At 68.3% G+C, this 17743-nt stretch carries 17 protein-coding genes; 10 read left to right on the top strand and 7 right to left on the bottom strand.

Annotation, left to right across the window (positions count from 1 at the left end):
- Positions 1–335 (top strand): ligand-binding protein SH3 (locus N7367_RS14785; protein ID WP_279942678.1); only part of this gene is annotated, 335 nt, incomplete at its 5' end.
- A 103-nt stretch (positions 336–438) separates the two neighbouring features.
- On the opposite strand, the gene serS is transcribed toward N7367_RS14785, so the two are convergent.
- The gene (serS, locus tag N7367_RS14780; RefSeq protein WP_111186122.1) at positions 439–1719 is read right to left on the bottom strand and encodes a serine--tRNA ligase; all 1281 of its coding nucleotides are present in this window, start codon (positions 1717–1719) and stop codon (positions 439–441) included.
- 113 nt (positions 1720–1832) lie between these two features.
- On the opposite strand from serS, the gene N7367_RS14775 reads away from it, so the two are divergent.
- Both N7367_RS14775 and N7367_RS14770 read left to right on the top strand, forming a co-directional pair.
- Complete coding sequence (locus N7367_RS14775; protein ID WP_279942677.1) at positions 1833–2471, top strand: TonB family protein; 639 nt, start codon at positions 1833–1835, stop codon at positions 2469–2471.
- A 119-nt stretch (positions 2472–2590) separates the two neighbouring features.
- Entirely contained in the window at positions 2591–3160 is a 570-nt protein-coding gene (locus N7367_RS14770) for a TonB family protein (protein WP_279942676.1), read from the top strand.
- A gap of 173 nt (positions 3161–3333) precedes the next feature.
- Here N7367_RS14770 and aroA read toward each other — a convergent pair whose 3' ends face one another.
- The 4 genes from aroA to N7367_RS14750 form a co-directional block, all read right to left on the bottom strand.
- Positions 3334–4641 (bottom strand): 3-phosphoshikimate 1-carboxyvinyltransferase, encoded by a 1308-nt coding sequence (gene aroA, locus N7367_RS14765; protein ID WP_279942675.1) that lies wholly within the window; start codon positions 4639–4641, stop codon positions 3334–3336.
- Positions 4642–4716: 75 nt separating this feature from the next.
- A complete protein-coding gene (gene pheA / locus N7367_RS14760; RefSeq protein WP_279942674.1) occupies positions 4717–5913 on the bottom strand; it encodes a prephenate dehydratase in 1197 nt (398 codons plus the stop codon).
- Between the two features lie 52 nt (positions 5914–5965).
- Positions 5966–7051, bottom strand: coding sequence for a 3-phosphoserine/phosphohydroxythreonine transaminase (serC, locus tag N7367_RS14755; RefSeq protein WP_279942673.1), 1086 nt, complete (start codon positions 7049–7051; stop codon positions 5966–5968).
- Between the two features lie 162 nt (positions 7052–7213).
- Entirely contained in the window at positions 7214–8017 is an 804-nt protein-coding gene (locus N7367_RS14750; protein ID WP_065176024.1) for an FHA domain-containing protein, read from the bottom strand.
- A 124-nt stretch (positions 8018–8141) separates the two neighbouring features.
- Between N7367_RS14750 and N7367_RS14745 the strand changes: the two genes are divergently transcribed.
- The 3 genes from N7367_RS14745 to N7367_RS14735 all read left to right on the top strand — a co-directional run bounded on the left by N7367_RS14745 (position 8142) and on the right by N7367_RS14735 (position 10231).
- Entirely contained in the window at positions 8142–8417 is a 276-nt protein-coding gene (locus N7367_RS14745; RefSeq protein WP_279942672.1) for a polyhydroxyalkanoic acid system family protein, read from the top strand.
- Between the two features lie 80 nt (positions 8418–8497).
- Positions 8498–8989 carry a phasin family protein gene (locus N7367_RS14740; RefSeq protein ID WP_053515508.1) on the top strand — a complete coding sequence of 164 codons (492 nt, stop codon included), beginning with the start codon at positions 8498–8500 and terminating at the stop codon, positions 8987–8989.
- A gap of 237 nt (positions 8990–9226) precedes the next feature.
- The gene (locus tag N7367_RS14735) at positions 9227–10231 is read left to right on the top strand and encodes a restriction endonuclease (protein WP_053515506.1); all 1005 of its coding nucleotides are present in this window, start codon (positions 9227–9229) and stop codon (positions 10229–10231) included.
- A gap of 24 nt (positions 10232–10255) precedes the next feature.
- Here the strand turns inward: N7367_RS14735 and hutC are convergent, their stop codons facing one another.
- Together hutC and N7367_RS14725 are read right to left on the bottom strand one after the other, a co-directional pair.
- Entirely contained in the window at positions 10256–10984 is a 729-nt protein-coding gene (gene hutC, locus N7367_RS14730) for a histidine utilization repressor (protein WP_053515504.1), read from the bottom strand.
- A gap of 27 nt (positions 10985–11011) precedes the next feature.
- Complete coding sequence (locus tag N7367_RS14725) at positions 11012–12382, bottom strand: formimidoylglutamate deiminase (RefSeq protein WP_279942671.1); 1371 nt, start codon at positions 12380–12382, stop codon at positions 11012–11014.
- Positions 12383–12449: 67 nt separating this feature from the next.
- On the opposite strand from N7367_RS14725, the gene hutI reads away from it, so the two are divergent.
- Genes hutI through hutU form a run of 4 tightly spaced genes read left to right on the top strand, consistent with a single transcriptional unit; the run spans position 12450 to position 17726 of the window.
- Positions 12450–13673, top strand: a complete 1224-nt coding sequence (hutI, locus tag N7367_RS14720; protein ID WP_279942670.1) for an imidazolonepropionase — start codon at positions 12450–12452, stop codon at positions 13671–13673.
- Complete coding sequence (gene hutH / locus N7367_RS14715) at positions 13670–15211, top strand: histidine ammonia-lyase (protein WP_279942669.1); 1542 nt, start codon at positions 13670–13672, stop codon at positions 15209–15211. Before hutI ends, hutH begins: the two co-directional genes overlap by 4 nt.
- The gene (hutG, locus tag N7367_RS14710) at positions 15208–16062 is read left to right on the top strand and encodes an N-formylglutamate deformylase (RefSeq protein ID WP_065176028.1); all 855 of its coding nucleotides are present in this window, start codon (positions 15208–15210) and stop codon (positions 16060–16062) included. The genes hutH and hutG overlap by 4 nt, the downstream gene beginning before the upstream one ends.
- Entirely contained in the window at positions 16059–17726 is a 1668-nt protein-coding gene (gene hutU, locus N7367_RS14705; RefSeq protein WP_065182885.1) for a urocanate hydratase, read from the top strand. The genes hutG and hutU overlap by 4 nt, the downstream gene beginning before the upstream one ends.
- Positions 17727–17743 lie beyond the last annotated feature (17 nt).

The raw sequence follows: 17743 nt of genomic DNA, 5'->3' as shown, positions 1-17743 counted from the left end.
CGACCACGCACCGCAGCGAATTCCCACACCCGATCACCCTGCTCCGCGGCCAGGCGCTGGTGGTAGGCGAGCGCTATGAAGGCCCGGAGGGCTGGGAGGACTGGTTCCTGTGCCAGGCCGAGGGGCAGCAGCCCGGATTCGTGCCGGCACCGGTGATCGGTCGCGATACGCAGGGTGACACGTTTGCCACCGCGGATTACTGCGCGCGGGAGCTGGATGTCGATCCCGGGCAGCTGCTGCGCGGGGTGCGCACACTGAATGGTTGGGCCTGGTGCATGCCCGAGGCGGGCGAGGCGGGATGGGTGCCGTTGGAGAAGGTGCGGGTTGTAGAGTGATCGCGGGGCTCATCCACGCAGGGCGTGGATGTAGCCGCATTGCAGATCCACGCCATGCGTGGATTCGGTGCCATGCAAGCATGGCACCCACCTGAGCCGGTTGTCAGGCGATGGTTTCCAGCCCACCCATGTACGGGCGCAGCGCTTCCGGCACGGTGATGCTGCCGTCGGCGTTCTGGTAGTTTTCCATCACCGCGATCATCGCACGGCCAACCGCCACGCCCGAGCCGTTCAGGGTATGCACCAGCTCAGGCTTGCCGGTGGCTGGGTTGCGCCAGCGCGCCTGCATGCGGCGGGCCTGGAAGTCACCACAGTTCGAGCACGAGGAGATCTCGCGGTAGGTCTCCTGCGACGGCAGCCAGACTTCCAGGTCGTAGGTCTTGATGGCCGAGAAGCCCATGTCGCCGGTGCACAGCAGGACCTTGCGGTACGGCAGGCCCAGCTTTTCCAGCACGACTTCCGCACAGCGGGTCATGCGCTGGTGCTCGGCCTCGCTGTCTTCCGGCTGGCAGATCGAGACCAGCTCGACCTTCTCGAACTGATGCTGGCGGATCATGCCGCGCACGTCGCGGCCGCCGCTGCCCGCCTCGGCACGGAAGCACATCGAATGCGCGGTCATGCGCAGCGGCAGGCGCTCGGCGTCGACGATCTCGTCGCGCACGATGTTGGTCAGCGGCACTTCCGAGGTGGGGATCAGGTAGCGCGTGGACTCGCCGACGGCAGTCTTGAAGAGGTCATCCTCGAACTTCGGCAGCTGGCTGGTGCCGCGCAGCGATTCGGCGTTGACCAGCAGCGGTACGTTGGTTTCCTCGTAGCCGTGTTCGCCCGTGTGCAGATCGACCATGAACTGGGCCAGCGCACGGTGCAGGCGCGCGATCGGGCCGCGCAGCACGGTGAAGCGCGAACCGGACAGCTTGGCGGCGGTTTCGCCATCCAGCCAGCCGTTGCGGGCGCCCAGTTCGACGTGGTCCAGCACCTTGAAATCGAACTGGCGCGGGGTACCCCAGCGCGCCTGCTCGACGTTGTCGTTCTCGTCGGCACCGGCCGGTACGTCGTCGGCCGGAATGTTCGGAATACCCAGCGAGATTGCTTCGATCTTCTCGCGCAGTTCGTCCAGCGCTACTTCCGAGGCCTTCAGTTCGTCGGCGAAGGCGGCGACCTCGGCCATGATGGCCGAGACGTCCTCACCCTTGGCCTTGGCCTGGCCGATGGCCTTGGAGCGGCTGTTGCGCAGGCTCTGCAGCTCCTGGGTCCGCACCTGGATGCGCTTGCGATCGGCCTCCAGGGACTCCAGGGCAGACACGTCGAGCTCGAAGCCGCGGCTGGTGCGCAGGCGTTCGGCGAGGTCGGCGGGCTGGTGGCGGAGCAGGGCTGGATCAAGCATGGCAGGTGTCGTGGTGGGTGTCAGGACCGGGATTATCGCCTGTTATGCGGATTTCTGCCGCCCGGTTCATTCGGGCCGTGGCAGAATCGGGCTATTCCGTACTGGTCCGGTCCATGTCTGCACCCCGCTCGTCGTCCGCCAAGTCGTTCACTGTGCATATTCCGCGCAACGCCCTGAAGATCGCCGGCATCGCTTTCGGCGTGGGGGTGCTGCTGTTCGTGGTGGTCTGGCTGACGGGCCGCGACAAGGAGTTCTTCCGTGCCGACCCTGCGGCACAGACGCCACAGGAAACTGCCCAGGTGGAGCCTCTGCCGGAACCCCTGCCGGCGGCAGCCGGGTCCAGCGACATGCCCGACGCCAAGCCGGCGCCGGCACCGGAAGACGCCCCGAAGCTGGTGGAAACCGCCCCGCCCCCGCCGCCCGCAACGACTGAACCGGTACCCGCTGCGCCCGGCACCGCGCCGGTCGCCGGTGGCGGCAGCCAGCCCATGCCGATCGCGGGCCAATCGCCGCCGCCGGCCTATCCGGCCGCTGCACTGCGTGCGGGCGAAACCGGCAGTGTGGTGGTGCGGGTGGAGGTGGACGCTACGGGCTATCCGAACAACGTCACCGTCATCCAGCGCAGCGGCTCGCGTGACCTGGACCGAGCAGCGACCGACGCGGTGCGCCGCTGGCGCTTCACCCCGGCGCAGAGCAACGGGCAGGCGGTGCCGGGCACCATTGAAGTGCCGTTCGACTTCAAGACGCAGTAACTGAACGCATACCGGAAGGCAAACTGAACCCTCCCGGTTGCGTTGACGCAACACTGACACTTTTCTTCGTGGCCTCGGGCAACACTCGGCACGTCGTCAACCGACGTAAGGAGTTTGCGATGACTGTCACCACCCATGAAGACCTTCATTCGCCGCAGATGCAGCAGGACCGCACGCCGCGCCGGGCCACGTCGCCCTGGCTGTGGGTCGCGCTGATCGTGGCGATGTTCGCGGCCGCGCTGCTCTGGCTGCGCTATTCCGGACCGGATGAGGTGGCGCCTGCACCGGTCGGCGAGCGCATGCTGCCCGCCACCGAACAGACGCCTGTTGCCGAAACGGCACCGCCTGCCGCACGACAGGCCACGCCGGCCACGAGCGAGCGCAAGGCAGTGCCGGCGGTGCGCAACCGCGAGGCGCGCCCGCTCGCCAGCAACAGCAAGCCGGACTATCCGGCAGCTGCGCTTCGTAACGGTGTGCAGGGCAGCGTGATCGCCAGCCTTGATGTGGATACCCGCGGCAACGTCACCAATGCCGCGATCGTGTCGCGCAGTGGCAAACGCAGCCGTGACCTGGATCGTGCGGTCCTGCGCACGGTGCAGAACTGGAAGTTCCAGCCGGCCATGCAGGATGGCCGTGCTGTGGCCAGTGTGGTGCGGGTCCCGGTGGATTTCCGTACCGAGCAGCGTTGATCGCGGACGAGGGGTTCGTGATGTTCGACGGAGGCTTCGGCCTCCGTCATTTTATGCGGAAAAGCGTGCCAACCAAGGTTGGCACCTACCGGGCGATATGAGCGTGCCAACCAAGGTTGGCACCTACCGCGCAATGCGATCCGCCGGGCGTGGCCCGGCGGTTGCGGTGCCGGTCAGGCCAGGTTGAATCCGGCGCTGCGTGCCAGGCCGTCGAAGTCGGGGAACGAGGTGGCCACGTTGGCGATGTCGTTGATCCGCACTTCGCCGTCGCTGATCTGGCCGGCAATGGCAAAGGCCATGGCGATGCGATGGTCGCCGTGGCTTTCGATGGTGCCGCTGCCCAGACGCGTGCCGCCATGCAGGGTGGCGCCGTCTTCGGTTTCATCCACCTGCATGCCCAGCGCGCGCAGGCCGGTGGCCATCGCTGCCAGGCGATCCGATTCCTTCACCCGCAGCTCTGCTGCGCCGCTCACCACGGTCTTGCCTTCGGCGGCGGCGGCGGCGACGAACAGTGCCGGGAATTCATCGATCATGTCCGGCACCAGCGCTTCGGGAATGCGCGCGCCCTTCAGCGGCGCGTAGCGCACCACCAGGTCAGCGACCGGCTCGCCGCCCTGCTCGGCTGGATTTTCTTCGGTGATGTCCGCCCCCATCAGCCGCAGTGCATGCAGCAGGCCGGTGCGACGCGGGTTCAGGCCCACCTGCTTCAGGCGCAGCTCGGAGCCGGGAATGATGCTGGCGGCCACCAGGAAGAACGCTGCCGAGGAAAAATCGGCAGGCACCGCGATGTTGGTGGCACGCAGGCGCTGGCCACCGTGCAGGCGCGCCTTGCCCGGCGAGAACTCGATCTGCACGCCGAACGCGGACAGCATGCGCTCGGTGTAGTCGCGGGTGGGGTGCGGCTCGACGACGCTGGTTTCGCCCTGTGCGTACAGGCCCGCCAGCAGCACGGCCGACTTGATCTGCGCGCTGGCCACCGGCGAGGTGAACGCGATGCCGTGCAGTGTCTGGCCGCCGTGCACGTGCAGCGGCGGCGTGCCATCGTCCTGGGTATCGATCTTCGCGCCCATCTGCGACAGCGGGCCGGTGACACGGCGCATCGGCCGGCCGGACAGCGATTCGTCGCCGATCAGGGTGCAGTCGAACGACTGCCCGGCCAGCAGGCCCGCCAGCAGGCGCATGCCGGTGCCGGCGTTGCCGCAGTCCAGCGCTGCGCTGGGCGCCTGCAGGCCATCGATGCCGACGCCGTGGACGATGCGCTGCGACGGGCTGGGGGTTTCGATGCGCACGCCCAGCTGGCTGAAGATGCGCGCGGTGGCGCGGGTGTCTTCGCCTTCCAGGAAACCCTCGATGTGAGAGGTGCCGTCAGCCAGCGCGGCAAACATCACCGAACGGTGCGAAACCGACTTGTCGCCGGGAATGGTGAGGCTGCCCTGCAGCGGCTGGCCCTTGCGGGCGATCCAGTGTTGCGCGTTGCTCATCGTTCGATCATTCCGTAGACGCCGGCGGGCCGGCGGTGCATCAAGGGTCGGTGGCCGCGGCCACCGCGGCAGGCATCAGGGCACGGCCACCGGATAGGAGCCGAGGACCTTGATCTGCGCTGAGTGTGCTTCCAGTTCGGCCAGCGCGGCCTGCATCGGCGCGTCGTCGATGTGGCCGGCCAGGTCGATGAAGAAGCCGTACTCCCACTTGCCGTGGTGCGAAGGCCGCGACTCGATGCGGTTCATGCTGATGCCGTGGCGTGCGAACGGACTGAGCACGTCGAACAGCGCACCCGGCTTGTCATGGATGAAGACCAGCACCGAGGTGCGGTCATGGCCGGAGGTCGGGAAGATGTTGCGGCCCACCACCAGGAAACGGGTGGTGTTGTCGGCATCGTTCTGGATCGGCTTGGTCACCACCTTCTTCAGGCCGTACACGTGGCCGGCACTTTCGCCACCGATGGCCGCCGCATCGTCGGCGTTGCGCGCGCGGCGTGCGCCTTCGGCGTTGCTGGAGACCGGAATCTTCTCGGCCTTGGGCAGGTTGGCGCGCATCCACGCCGAGGTCTGCATGAACGACTGCGGGTGGCCGTAGACGCGTTCGATGTCCTCGATGCGGCCGCTGCGCGACATCAGGTACTGCTGCACGCGCAGTTCCACTTCGCCGCAGATCTTCAGGTTGGAGGTCAGGAACATGTCCAGGGTGATCTGGATGGTGCCCTGCCCCGAGTTCTCCACCGGCACCACGCCGAAATCGGCGTTGCCCGCTTCCACTTCCTGGAAGACTTCTTCGATGCTGGCCAACGGCAGGCCCAGCGCCGAGCGACCGAAATGCTTGAGCACGGCCTGCTGGCTGAAGGTGCCTTCCGGGCCGAGGTAGCCGATCTTCAATGGCTCCTGCTGGGCCAGGCAGGCCGACATGATCTCGCGATAGACGTGCACCAGCACTTCATCGCTGAGCGGGCCTTCATTGCGGTCCACCACCATGCGCAGCACCTGTGCTTCACGCTCGGGGCGGTAGTAATCGACGGCGGCGGCAAGCTTGCCCTTGGCCTTGCCGACCTGGTGGGCGAACTGCGCGCGCTCGGCGATCAGGCGCTGGATGTCGCGGTCGATCTGGTCGATCTTCGAACGCACGTCGGCCAGTGCCAGCGGCGCCTGGGTGGGTGCCGACGTCGATGCAGCCCTGGCCTTGGACGTGCCCTTGGACGCAGCGCTGTCCTTGGCCGGTGCGGCCTGCTTCGGCGCCTTCTTGCTGGATTTGCTTGCCATCGGAATTCCCTGTTGCGTGGGCACGCACCCGACGGTGCGCGCCGTTCATTGCTCAGCCGTAGCGCTGCTGGAACGCGGCCATGAAGGCGACCAGCGCCTCCGCACCCGCCAGCGGCATGGCGTTGTACAGCGAAGCACGGATGCCGCCGACCACCTTGTGACCCTTCAGCGCCAGCAGCCCGGCAGCCTTGGCCTCGGCGACGAAACGCGCATCGAGGTCGGCGTTGGGCAGGAAGAACGGGATGTTCATCCGCGAGCGCGCCGCGTGCGCGACTTCATTGCGATAGAAGCCGCCGGACGCATCGATGGCGCCGTACACCAGCGCGGCCTTGGCCGCATTGCGCCGGGCGAACTCGGCCACGCCGCCTTCGGCCAGCATCCACTTGAACACCAGCCCCGCCAGGTACCAGTTCCAGGTGGGCGGGGTGTTGAGCATCGAGTCGCGCGCCACGTGCGAGCGGTAGTCGAAGATGTCCGCGCGCGGCTGGCCACTGCGCTCCAGCAGGTCGCGACGGATGATCATCACCGCGATGCCGACCGGGCCCAGGTTCTTCTGCGCGCCCGCGTAGATGACGCCGTAGCGGCGCACATCCAGCGGTTCGCTGGCGATGGACGAACTGAAATCGGCCACCAGCGGCACATCGCCGGTATCGGGCACGTCACGGAACTCGACGCCGTGGATGGTCTCGTTGGCGGTGATGTGCACATAGGCCGCATCGGGCGAAAGCTGCCAGCTGCTGTGCGCGGGCAGCTCGCGGTAGCCCCCGTCCTCGCTGCTGCCAGCGATGTTGACGTCCACATAGGGGCCGGCCTGCTTGACCGCCGTCCTGCCCCAGTGGCCGCTGACCACGTAGTCGGCACGCTGGCCGGGGCTTGCGAAATTCAGCGGGATCAACGCCTGCTGGGTGGTGGCGCCGCCGGACAGGAACAGCACGGCGTAGTCCTCGGGAATGTCGAGCAGGCGGCGCAGGTCCGCCTCGGCCTCGGCGGCGACGGACATGAATTCCGCACCGCGATGGCTCATTTCCACGATCGAGGCGCCGGTACCGTGCCAGTCCAGCATTTCCGCCTGCGCCTGGCGCAGGACCGATTCCGGCAAGGTTGCAGGGCCGGCACTGAAGTTGAACGCGCGCGTCATGTCACACCTGTGGGGCAAGATCCGTAGTATGCCGCAGTGCACCAGCCTTGCGGCCTTGCGCGGCAAGGGAAATTTGGTTTCATCGGAATCCATCGCCCGCGGCACTGCACCGGCAGTCGCCGACCTGGGCCGGCGCCTGCCCGAAGCACGGAGACGACAGGCTCAGCGCGCGCCGAACCAGAGCAGCAGGCTGAGCAGCGCAGCCAGCAGCAGTGCGCTGACCAGCAGCCACGGCCAGCGGCGGACCCGGCGCGGAGGAAGGGGCTCGGCAGGCGCCCGTTCGGCCTCGTGGCTGGACTCATCCTCGGCCGCCAGCGGCCGCCGGCGCGGATCACGCGGCACTTCCAGCACGAAACGGTGCTGGCCATCGAATACCACCTGGTCGCCCGGCTGCAGCCAGCAGTGGCGCACGGCCACGCCGTTGACGCAGGTGCCATCGGCGCTGCCCAGGTCACGCAGCAGGACGCGATCGCCGTGCACTTCCACGCGCGCGTGCTGTTCGGCGAACGCCGGATCGTCGATGGCGATGTCGGCCTCGGTGCCGCGGCCGATCACGCGGGCGCGCGACAAGGTGAAACTGCGGCCATGGTGCAGGCCACCGACGCCCCGCAGCAGGCGCTGCTCGTCGCCGGCATCTTCGCCGTCCGGTGACGGCGCCTGCAGCAGGCTCTCGGCTTCGCCCCGCAGGACCATTTCCACGCCATCGACATACACCGCATCGCCGGCGCGCAGCAGCGCCATGCGCCGTACCGGACGGCCGTTGACATGGATGCCGCGGATGCCGTTGCCGACCTGGAGCCAGAGGCCGCGATCATCCATGCAGAACTGCGCCAGCAGCAACGCGCCGTTGCCTGCTTCGCCCAGCCGCACGCTGCCGTTGGCATGGCGCACGATGCGTTGCACCCCGGGCCGCAGCGGCTGGTCGGGCTGTTGTTGTTGACTGAAGTGAACAAGCAGGTTCTGCACGCGGCGCAGCCTAGCAGGTTGGCCGGCATCGAAGAAGAACCCCGGATGAGCGCTTGGCGCGGACGCGATCGATGCGCACAATGCTCGCCCTCTCTGATCACCCCGCCCTGCGCCAGGAGCCTGCATGTCCACCATCGATGTCCGCCACGCCCACGCCCTGCCCTACGCACAGGCGCGCGAGGCGATCGAACAGGTTGCCGCCAAGCTGGCCGAGCGCTTTGGCCTGAAGTCCTCGTGGAGCGCCGATGTGCTGAATTTCTCCGGCAGCGGCGTGGACGGCGCGATCGAGCTGCAGCCGGGCGCCGTGCGGGTGACCGCCAAGCTCGGCTTCCTGCTGTCGGCAATGAAAGGCATGGTCGAAAGCGAAATCCAGCGCGTGCTGAAGGAAAAGCTGGGCTGAACCACGACAGCGGCCGTCACGGCCCTGCAACGGCGGCGCGCGCTACTCTCGGGGCAGGTCCAACTCCCACGGGAAGTGCGATGAACCGCTACGAAAACGACGACCGCCGCGACGACGACGCCACCTTTGGTGAACAGGCCGGACGCTTCTCACGCAAGCTGAGCGATTCGGCCCAGCAGGTCTGGCTGGCCGGACTGGGTGCGCTGGGCCGGGCACAGGCCGAAGGCAGCCGTTTCTTCGATGGGCTGGTGAAGGAAGGCGAGGCCTGGGAGGCCCGCCGCCGTGAGCGCGCCAGCGAGCAGGGCCCGGGATGGCGCGACAACGTCGAGTCCTCGCTGGATGAGGCGCGCGAGAAGGCCTCGGGCACCTGGAACAAGGTCGAAAAGGCCTTCGACGACCAGGTGCAGGGCGTGCTCAAGCGCCTGCATGTGCCCACCGCCGACGAGCTCACCGCGCTGGAGGCACGCCTGGACGCCCTGCATGCGCGCCTGGCCAAGCTGGAGACGCGGGCGGCCTCGGGCAGCGATGCGCCGGCCCCGGGCAGCCACCAGTCGCCGGGCAGCGTGCCGTGACGATGGATTGTTGCAATGCAATAAAATTTGCCTGACAATCGCGAGCAACCCGCCAATCGCTTCGCCTGCCGTTTGTTCCCTCCCCTCACGGCTTCAGGATTGGCGGGTTTTTCGTGCCTGCGGAACGCCGATCTGAGCGTTCCATCACGCTTGCTGTGGGGAACGTCCTGACCCTGCCAGGCAGTGCGCGCTTTACACTGTCCGCTTCCGTTTTCGCCCCTTCCGCGCTCTCCCTGCATGCTTCCCTGGATTCTGGCCCTGCTGTCGGCCCTGCTTATCTGTTCCCTGGCCGTCGTTCACCTGTGGTGGATCAAGCGGCGGCAGAAGGAGATGCAACTGGGCCTGCAGGCCTTGGCCGGCATGCACTGGCGGGAGTTCTCCGCGCTGGTCAAGCGGATGCTGCGCGAGCAGCGCGGCCTGCGCGAACTGGAGGTTCCTGCCGAGGATGCCCGCGAGCCCAGCAGCGATTTCCTGCTCAGCGATGGCCCCAATACCTGGCGGGTGTCCTGCAAGCATGGCCTGGCCTATCGCATCGGTACCGCTGCGGTGAACGAACTGGGCGCGGCAGCGCGGCTGGCCGGGGCCAAGGGCGGCGTGCTGATCACCGAAGGCCGGATCCAGCGCGATGGCCGCAGTGCCGCCGAGCTGCAGGCCGTGGAGGTGCTGGACGGCCCGCGCCTGTGGCCATTGCTGCAGCCCTATCTGCCGGCCGACATCGATGCGCGCGTGCGCGCCACTGCGCGCCACGAGGCCCTGCGTCGCATCGCCATTGCCGCGTTGGCCTCGGTAACCGTCGGCCTGCTGGTCGGCCTCGGCCTGCAGGGCCTGCACCTGGCGTCACCGGCGCCGCAGGCGGTGACCGCCCCTGCCTCCGCCGACATCGCCGCCGCGGCGCCTGCCGCTGTCTCCCAGGCGCCCGCACCGGCAGCGGCGGCGCCTGCTGCTGCCGTTTCCACGCCGGCAGACGATGGCCACAGCGACCCCAACCCGGATATGGCGACCCTTGACCGCTACCAGGCGGATCTGGCCCGGGCGCTGGCTGGCCAGCCCGGCATTGCCAGCGGCGTCTGGCTGACCCGGCAGACCCTGGCGATCAACCGCACCGGCGAACTTGACGATGTATGGCCGCGCGTCTGCACGCAGGTCCTGCGCTACCCCGCGCTGCGCACGGTGCGCGTGCAGCTCAATGCCCGCCCCGGCGTGGATGAGCCGGTGCGCTGGCGGCAGTGCGCGACGTATTGATCTGAACGCGCGGAAGCGTGCGCGCTAGCGCGCGCCGGGCGCGAAGCGGGCCACCAGATCCCAGGCGTCGCCGAGGAACACCTGGCGCACGCGGGTGATGGGCTGTTCGCCCCGCCAGGTCAGGCGTTCGATCACCAGGCAGGCGGTGCCCGGCTTCACGTCCAGCAGGCGGGCAGACGCCGTGTCCGCACCCCACGCGCTGATGCGGTGCTGCGCCCGGGTCCAGGACACGTTCTGCAGCAGCCAGCTGCCCGGCGCGGTGGTGCTGAAGTCCACCTCCAGCACCTCCGGTACACCCACCGGGCTGATCAACCGGTGCTCCAGCGCCAGCGGGCGGCCGTCGGCAAGATGCAGGCAGCGCATCGCCAGCAGCATTTCACTGCCGGCCAGCTCCACTTCACCGGCATTGCCGGCGTCGGCCAGGCGCAGCTCGCGCTGCAGCAGCCGGTACCCGTACTGGTGGCCGCGCGAGCCGACCTCCATCGCGATGTCCGGAATCTCCAGCGCCACCTGTTCCAGATGCGGTGGCTGCCGGGCGACGAACGAACCGGCCCGGCGGCGACGCTCGATCATGCCGCTCTCGGCCAGCGCGGTCAGCACCTTGTTGACGGTCATCCGCGAGCAGCCGTACTGCTCCATCAGTTCGTGCTCATAGGGGATGCGGAAACCCGGCGCCCACTCTCCGCTGAGAATGCGGCTTTCCAGGTCGCTGCGGATGCGCTGGTTGAGCGTGGCGGACTTGCTGGCCTTCACGTGACAGGTCTCGATGGCGGGAAGCGATCAGCCCAGCACGCCGCGCAGGGCGGTAGCGAAGGCGGTGGTGATCGCCTCGCGCTGGAGGTGGCGGCCTTCGGCCACGCATTGGCGGCCATGGCGCCAGACCGATCGCAGCGCGCCATTACGTGCAGCGAACACCCAGCTGTCAAGCCATGCGTCATCCCGTCGCGCCTGCAGCGCGGGGTGTGCGGCGTCCAGTTCGAGCAGGTCGGCACTGGCCCCGACCTGCAGACCTGCGGCCACGCCCAACGCCTGTGCGCCGCCGTGCAGCGCGCCCTCGAACAGGAATCTGCCGCTGCTGCGGCTGGCATCGGCAGCCAGCACGTTGCGCCCGCGCAGCGCCAGGCGTTGGCCGTATTCGAGCAGGCGCAGTTCCTCGGCCGCATCGATCAGCACGTTGGAATCGGACCCCACGCCGAAGCGCCCGCCTTCGCGTGCGAACGCCTGCATCGGGAACAGGCCATCGCCCAGATTGGCTTCGGTGATCGGGCACAGGCCGGCGACGGCCCGGCTGGCGACGATGGAGGCGCGCTCGTCATCGGATATGTGGGTGGCGTGCACCAGGCACCAGCGCGCGTCCACCTCGGTGTGCGCGTACAGCCACTGCACGGGACGCTGTCCACTCCACGCCAGGCAGGCGTCGACTTCGCGCACCTGCTCGGCGATGTGGATGTGCACCGGGCCCTCGTTCAACGGCAGCAGTGCTGCCAGTTCATCGCCGGTGACGGCCCGCAGACTGTGCGGGGCGATGCCCAGCACCGCATCGGGCAACGCAGCCAGCGCAGCACGGGCACCCTCCAGCAGCCGCGCAAAACCGTCCACGTCGTGAATCAGCCGACGCTGGGCCGGGTTCGGTGCCGCACCACCGAAATCGGCGTGGGCATAGAACACCGGCAGCAGGGTCAGGCCGATGCCGGTCTGTGCCGCGGCTGCGGCAATACGTGCACTCATCTCGGCCCGGTCGGCGTAGGGCCGCCCCTCCGCATCGTGGTGCAGGTAATGGAACTCGCCGACACGGGTGAAGCCGCTTTCCAGCATCTCCATGTATGCCTGGGCAGCGATGGCCTGCACTGCGTCCGGGCGCAGGCGGGCGAGGAAGCGGTACATCAGTTCGCGCCAGCTCCAGAAGCTGTCGCCGTCGCCGCCCCCGATCTCGGTCAGGCCGGCCATGCCGCGCTGGAACGCATGGCTGTGCAGGTTCGGCAGGCCCGGCACCAGGATGCCGACCCGGGCATCCCCATCCTGCGCGGGCTGCCCCACGTCGATCGCGGCGATGCGCCCCGCCTGCACCTGCAGGCGGACATCGCGGGCCCAGCCATCGGCGAGCAGCGCGTGGGCGGCATGGAAACAGGACGGGGAACGCGAATCGGACATGGCTGGACAACCCGAAATGGACACCTATATTGTATAGACATATAAGCACAGCCGCAGTGTGGATGCCATGCATGTCGATATCCTCTGGTCCAACGTCCATCTGATCACCCTCGACGGTGAGGGCCTGGGTGTCCTCCGTGACGGCGTGCTGGCCTGCGCGGGCGGCCGCATCGTCCACGTCGGCCCGGCCGGCAGCGATGCCCATCTGCAGCCGACCACCCGCATCGACGGCGAAGGCCGCTGGGTCTCGCCCGGCCTGATCGACTGCCACACCCACCTGGTCTACGCCGGCAACCGCGCCAACGAATTCGAGCAGCGCCTGCAGGGTGTGAGCTATGCCGACATCGCCCGCGCGGGCGGCGGCATTGTCTCCACCGTGCGCGCCACGCGCGCCGCGACGCCAGCCCAGCTTGCCGCCGAGAGCCGTCCTCGCCTGCTGGCGATGCGCGCCGAGGGCGTGACCACGATCGAGATCAAGTCCGGCTACGGCCTGACCCTGGACGACGAGCGCAAGCAGCTGCAGGTCGCACGCGCGCTGGGCGAGGAATGCCGGGTGAATGTGGTGCCGACCTTCCTGGGTGCCCATGCGGTTCCCCCGGGCCGCCAGGCGCAGGAGTACATCGACGAGGTCTGCGACGTGATGATTCCGGCCATCGCGGCCGAGGGCCTGGCCGAAGCCGTGGACGTGTTCTGCGAGAACATCGCCTTCTCCTCTGCGCAGGCGCGGCAGGTGTTCGACGCCGCACGCGCGAACGGACTGGCGGTGAAGATCCATGCCGAGCAGTTGAGCAACCAGCACGGCGCAGAGCTTGCCGCCGGCTTCGGCGCGCTGTCGGCCGATCACATCGAACATCTGGATGACGCCGGTATCGCCGCGATGGCGGCGGCCGGCACCGTTGCCGTGCTGCTGCCGGGCGCGTTCTATTTCACCCGCGATACCACCCCGCCGCCGATTGCCGCGCTGCGTGCAGCGGGTGTGCCGCTGGCACTGGCCACCGACAGCAACCCGGGCACCTCGCCGCTGACCAGCCCGCTGCTGGCGATGAACATGGGCGCGACCCTGTTCCGCCTGACGGTGGACGAGTGCATCGCCGGCTTCACCCGCGAAGCAGCGCGTGCGCTGGGCCATGGCGACCGCATCGGGCGCCTGGCCGTGGGCATGGACTGCGACCTGGCGATCTGGGACATCGACGCGCCCGCCGACCTGGTCTACCGCATTGGATTCAACCCGCTGCACGCGCGCGTGGTGCGCGGTCAGCCCGACCTGCCTGCCTCCTGGAGCAACACATGAGCAACACCCTGGTTCTTCGCCCCGGCCATGTCACCCTCGCCCAGTGGCGACAGGTCTATCGCGGTGCGCCGCTTGCGCTGGATCCGGCGGCGCTGCCGGTGGTACGCGCCAGTGCCGCCGCCGTGGCGGCCATCGTCGCCAAGGGTGCGCCGGTGTACGGCATCAATACCGGCTTCGGCAAGCTGGCCAGCGTGCGCATCGAGCGCGAAGACCTGGCCACGCTGCAGCGGAACATCGTTCTTTCGCACGCCGCAGGCGTGGGTGAGCCGATGCCCGCCAGCGTGGTGCGGCTGATGATGGCGCTGAAGCTGGTCAGCCTGGCCCAGGGGGCTTCCGGTGTGCGCGAGGAGACGCTGCTGCTGCTGGAGGCGATGCTGGTCAAGGGCGTGTTGCCGGTGGTGCCGGCGCAGGGCTCGGTCGGCGCATCGGGTGACCTCGCACCGCTTTCGCACCTGGCCAGCGTGATGCTGGGCGTGGGCGAAGCCTTCATCGGCGATGAGCGGCTGGCGGCCCGGGACGCACTGGCGCGGGCCGGCCTGCAGCCGGTTGAACTGGGCGCAAAGGAAGGCCTGGCCCTGCTCAATGGCACCCAGTTCTCCACCGCCTATGCACTGGCCGGCCTGTTCGAGATCGAGACCGTGTTCCAGGCCGCGCTGGTCACCGGCGCACTGTCGGTGGAAGCGGCGAAGGGATCGGATACACCATTCGATCCGCGCATCCATGCCATTCGTGGCCAGCGCGGACAGATCGCCACGGCCGCCACGCTGCGCACGCTGATGCAGGACTCGGGCATCCGTGAATCGCATCGCGACAACGACGTGCGGGTGCAGGATCCGTATTGCCTGCGCTGCCAGCCGCAGGTGATGGGTGCGGCACTGGACATCCTGCGCCAGGCCGCCACCACGCTGGAAATCGAAGCCAACGGCGTGTCCGACAATCCGCTGGTGTTCACCGACACCGGCGAGGCGCTGTCCGGCGGCAACTTCCACGCCGAGCCGGTGGCCTTCGCGGCCGACATGCTGGCGATGGCGGTGTGCGAGATCGGTTCGATCAGCGAACGCCGCCTGGCCATGCTGGTGGATCCGGCACTGTCCGGCCTGCCGGCTTTCCTGACCCCGCGCCCCGGCCTGAATTCCGGCTTCATGATTCCGCAGGTGACCGCCGCCGCGCTGGTGTCCGAGAACAAGCAGCGGGCCTATCCGGCCAGTGTGGATTCGATCCCGACCTCGGCCAACCAGGAAGACCACGTGTCCATGGCCGCGCACGGTGCGCGCCGGCTGATGCAGATGGCCGAGAACGCGGCCAATGTGATCGGCATCGAACTGCTGGCCGCCGCACAGGGCTGTGACTTCCATGCGCCGCTGCGCTCCAGCGCTGCACTGGAGAACGTACGCGCCACCCTGCGCGCGCAGGTGCCGACCCTGCAGGACGACCGCTACTTCCACCCGGACATGGTGGTTGCCACCTCGCTCGTGCGCAGCGGCGCGCTGGCACGGGGCCTGGAAGCTGTCCTTCCGACCGTGGAGCCGCAGGCATGAATGCCCACCCCGAATGGCTGACGGTGCACGAGGGCGATGCCCCGCTGATCGTCAGCTTCCCGCATACCGGCAGCGAGCTGCCGCACGATCTGATCGGCGACTATCACTCGCCATGGCTGGCGCGTCGCGACGCCGACTGGTGGGTGCACGAACTGTACGACTTCGCACGCGGCATGGGCGCGACCACCGTGCGGTCGGCGATCTCGCGTTCGGTGATCGATCTCAACCGCGATCCCAGCGGGGTATCGCTGTACCCGGGCCAGAACACCACCGGCCTGTGCCCGCTGACCACCTTCGACAACCAGCCGCTGTACCACGCCGGGCGCGAGCCGGACGAAGCGGAGATCGCGCGCCGTCGGGACACCTATTTCGCGCCTTACCACGACGCGCTGGCCGCGCAGATCGCGCGGCTGCGCGCACGTCACGGCACGGTGGTGGTGTATGACGCGCACTCGATCCGCTCGCACATTCCACACCTGTTCGACGGTGAACTGCCGCAGTTCAATCTCGGCACCGCCGGTCCGTCCGGCGCACCGGATACCTCCTGCGACAACGCACTGAGCGACGTGGTGGAGAACCTGCTGAAGATCAGCGGCATGAGCCAGGTGCGCAACGGCCGCTTCAAGGGCGGCTGGATCACCCGCCACTACAGCAACGTGGCCGGCGGCGTGCACAGCCTGCAGATGGAGCTGGCCTGTCGCGGCTACATGCACGAACCCCTGCCGGACCAGGTGGACGAGCACAGCTGGCCCACCCCGCTCGACCCCGACCACGCCGCACCGCTGCGCCACACCCTGGCGCAGGTGCTCAATGCCTGCCTTGAATTTGCTACGAACCGGAGCGCCGCATGACCCGCAACGACCCGTCCCGCACCCTTGCCGCACCGACCGGCACCACGCTCAACGCCAAGAGTTGGCTGACCGAAGCACCGCTGCGCATGCTGATGAACAACCTGCATCCGGACGTGGCCGAACGGCCGCAGGAACTGGTGGTGTACGGCGGCATCGGCCGCGCCGCGCGCGACTGGGAGAGCTTCGATGCCATCGTCGAAACGCTCAAGCGCCTGGACGATGACCAGACCCTGCTGGTGCAGTCGGGCAAGCCGGTGGGCGTGTTCCGCACGCATGCCGATGCGCCGCGCGTGCTGATCGCCAACTCCAACCTGGTGCCGCGCTGGGCCAACTGGGACCACTTCAACGAGCTGGATAAGAAGGGCCTGGCCATGTACGGCCAGATGACCGCCGGCAGCTGGATCTACATCGGCGCACAGGGCATCGTGCAGGGCACCTACGAGACGTTCGTGGAAATGGGCCGCCAGCACTTCGGCGGCGATCTCACCGGCAAGTGGTTGTTCACCGGCGGCCTGGGCGGCATGGGCGGCGCGCAGCCGCTGGCGGCAGTGATGGCGGGTGCCTCCTGCCTGGCGGTCGAGTGCCGAAGGAGCAGCATCGACATGCGCCTGCGCACCGGCTACCTGGACACCTGGACCGACAACCTGGACGAAGCACTGCGCCTGATCGATGAAGCCTGCAAGGCGGGCACGCCGAAATCGGTGGGCCTGCTCGGCAACGTTGCCGATGTGCTGGCCGAACTGCTCAAGCGCGGCGTGAAGCCGGACCTGCTGACCGACCAGACCTCCGCGCACGACCCGGTGAACGGCTACCTGCCGCAGGGCTGGACCGTCGAACAATGGGACGAGAAGCGGGTTTCCGCGCCGAAGGAAGTGGAAAAGGCCGCGCGTGCCTCGATGGCCAACCACATCCGCGCCATGCTCGGCTTCCACGCACTGGGCGTGCCGACCGTCGATTACGGCAATAACCTGCGGCAGATGGCGCTGGAAGAAGGCGTGGCCAATGCCTTCGATTTCCCCGGCTTCGTCCCGGCCTATATCCGTCCGCTGTTCTGCCGCGGCATCGGCCCGTTCCGCTGGGCCGCGCTGAGTGGCGATCCTGAAGACATCGCCAAGACCGATGCCAAGGTGAAGGAACTGATTCCGGACAACCCGCACCTGCACCGCTGGCTGGACATGGCCGCTGAGAAGATCAAGTTCCAGGGTCTGCCGGCGCGCATCTGCTGGGTGGGCCTGGGTGACCGTGATCGGCTGGGGCTGGCCTTCAACGAAATGGTCGCCAACGGTGAGCTGAAGGCGCCGGTGGTGATCGGCCGCGACCACCTGGACAGCGGCAGCGTCGCTTCGCCGAACCGCGAAACCGAAGCCATGGCCGACGGCTCCGACGCAGTCTCCGACTGGCCGCTGCTGAACGCGCTGCTCAACACCGCCAGCGGTGCGACCTGGGTATCGCTGCACCACGGCGGCGGCGTGGGCATGGGCTTCTCGCAGCACGCCGGCATGGTCATCGTCTGCGATGGCACCGAGGCGGCCGCCAAGCGCATCGGTCGTGTGCTGTGGAACGACCCGGCCACCGGCGTGATGCGCCACGCCGATGCGGGGTATGACATCGCGATCGAGTGCGCGAAGGAGAAGGGGCTGGATCTGCCGGGAATTCTGGGCTGATCGTGACCCGGGTGTCG

This window comes from Stenotrophomonas sp. GD04145 (genome assembly GCF_029835135.1).
GTDB classification, from domain to species: Bacteria; Pseudomonadota; Gammaproteobacteria; order Xanthomonadales; family Xanthomonadaceae; genus Stenotrophomonas; species Stenotrophomonas maltophilia_P.
The sequence above is the reverse complement of the archived record's forward strand: the minus strand, read 5'-3'. Positions and strand labels throughout refer to the sequence as shown.

Bases quoted from the DNA above. Each gene is read 5' to 3' on its own strand.
- N7367_RS14740 (WP_053515508.1), top strand. From the start codon at position 8,498: ATGAACCGCTACGAAAACGACGACCGCCGCGACGACGACGCCACCTTT.
- aroA (WP_279942675.1), bottom strand. From the start codon at position 4,641: ATGAGCAACGCGCAACACTGGATCGCCCGCAAGGGCCAGCCGCTGCAG.
- N7367_RS14725 (WP_279942671.1), bottom strand. From the start codon at position 12,382: ATGTCCGATTCGCGTTCCCCGTCCTGTTTCCATGCCGCCCACGCGCTG.
- hutI (WP_279942670.1), top strand. From the start codon at position 12,450: ATGCATGTCGATATCCTCTGGTCCAACGTCCATCTGATCACCCTCGAC.
- serS (WP_111186122.1), bottom strand. From the start codon at position 1,719: ATGCTTGATCCAGCCCTGCTCCGCCACCAGCCCGCCGACCTCGCCGAA.
- hutU (WP_065182885.1), top strand. From the start codon at position 16,059: ATGACCCGCAACGACCCGTCCCGCACCCTTGCCGCACCGACCGGCACC.
- serC (WP_279942673.1), bottom strand. From the start codon at position 7,051: ATGACGCGCGCGTTCAACTTCAGTGCCGGCCCTGCAACCTTGCCGGAA.
- hutH (WP_279942669.1), top strand. From the start codon at position 13,670: ATGAGCAACACCCTGGTTCTTCGCCCCGGCCATGTCACCCTCGCCCAG.
- N7367_RS14735 (WP_053515506.1), top strand. From the start codon at position 9,227: ATGCTTCCCTGGATTCTGGCCCTGCTGTCGGCCCTGCTTATCTGTTCC.
- N7367_RS14770 (WP_279942676.1), top strand. From the start codon at position 2,591: ATGACTGTCACCACCCATGAAGACCTTCATTCGCCGCAGATGCAGCAG.
- N7367_RS14775 (WP_279942677.1), top strand. From the start codon at position 1,833: ATGTCTGCACCCCGCTCGTCGTCCGCCAAGTCGTTCACTGTGCATATT.
- hutG (WP_065176028.1), top strand. From the start codon at position 15,208: ATGAATGCCCACCCCGAATGGCTGACGGTGCACGAGGGCGATGCCCCG.
- N7367_RS14745 (WP_279942672.1), top strand. From the start codon at position 8,142: ATGTCCACCATCGATGTCCGCCACGCCCACGCCCTGCCCTACGCACAG.
- pheA (WP_279942674.1), bottom strand. From the start codon at position 5,913: ATGGCAAGCAAATCCAGCAAGAAGGCGCCGAAGCAGGCCGCACCGGCC.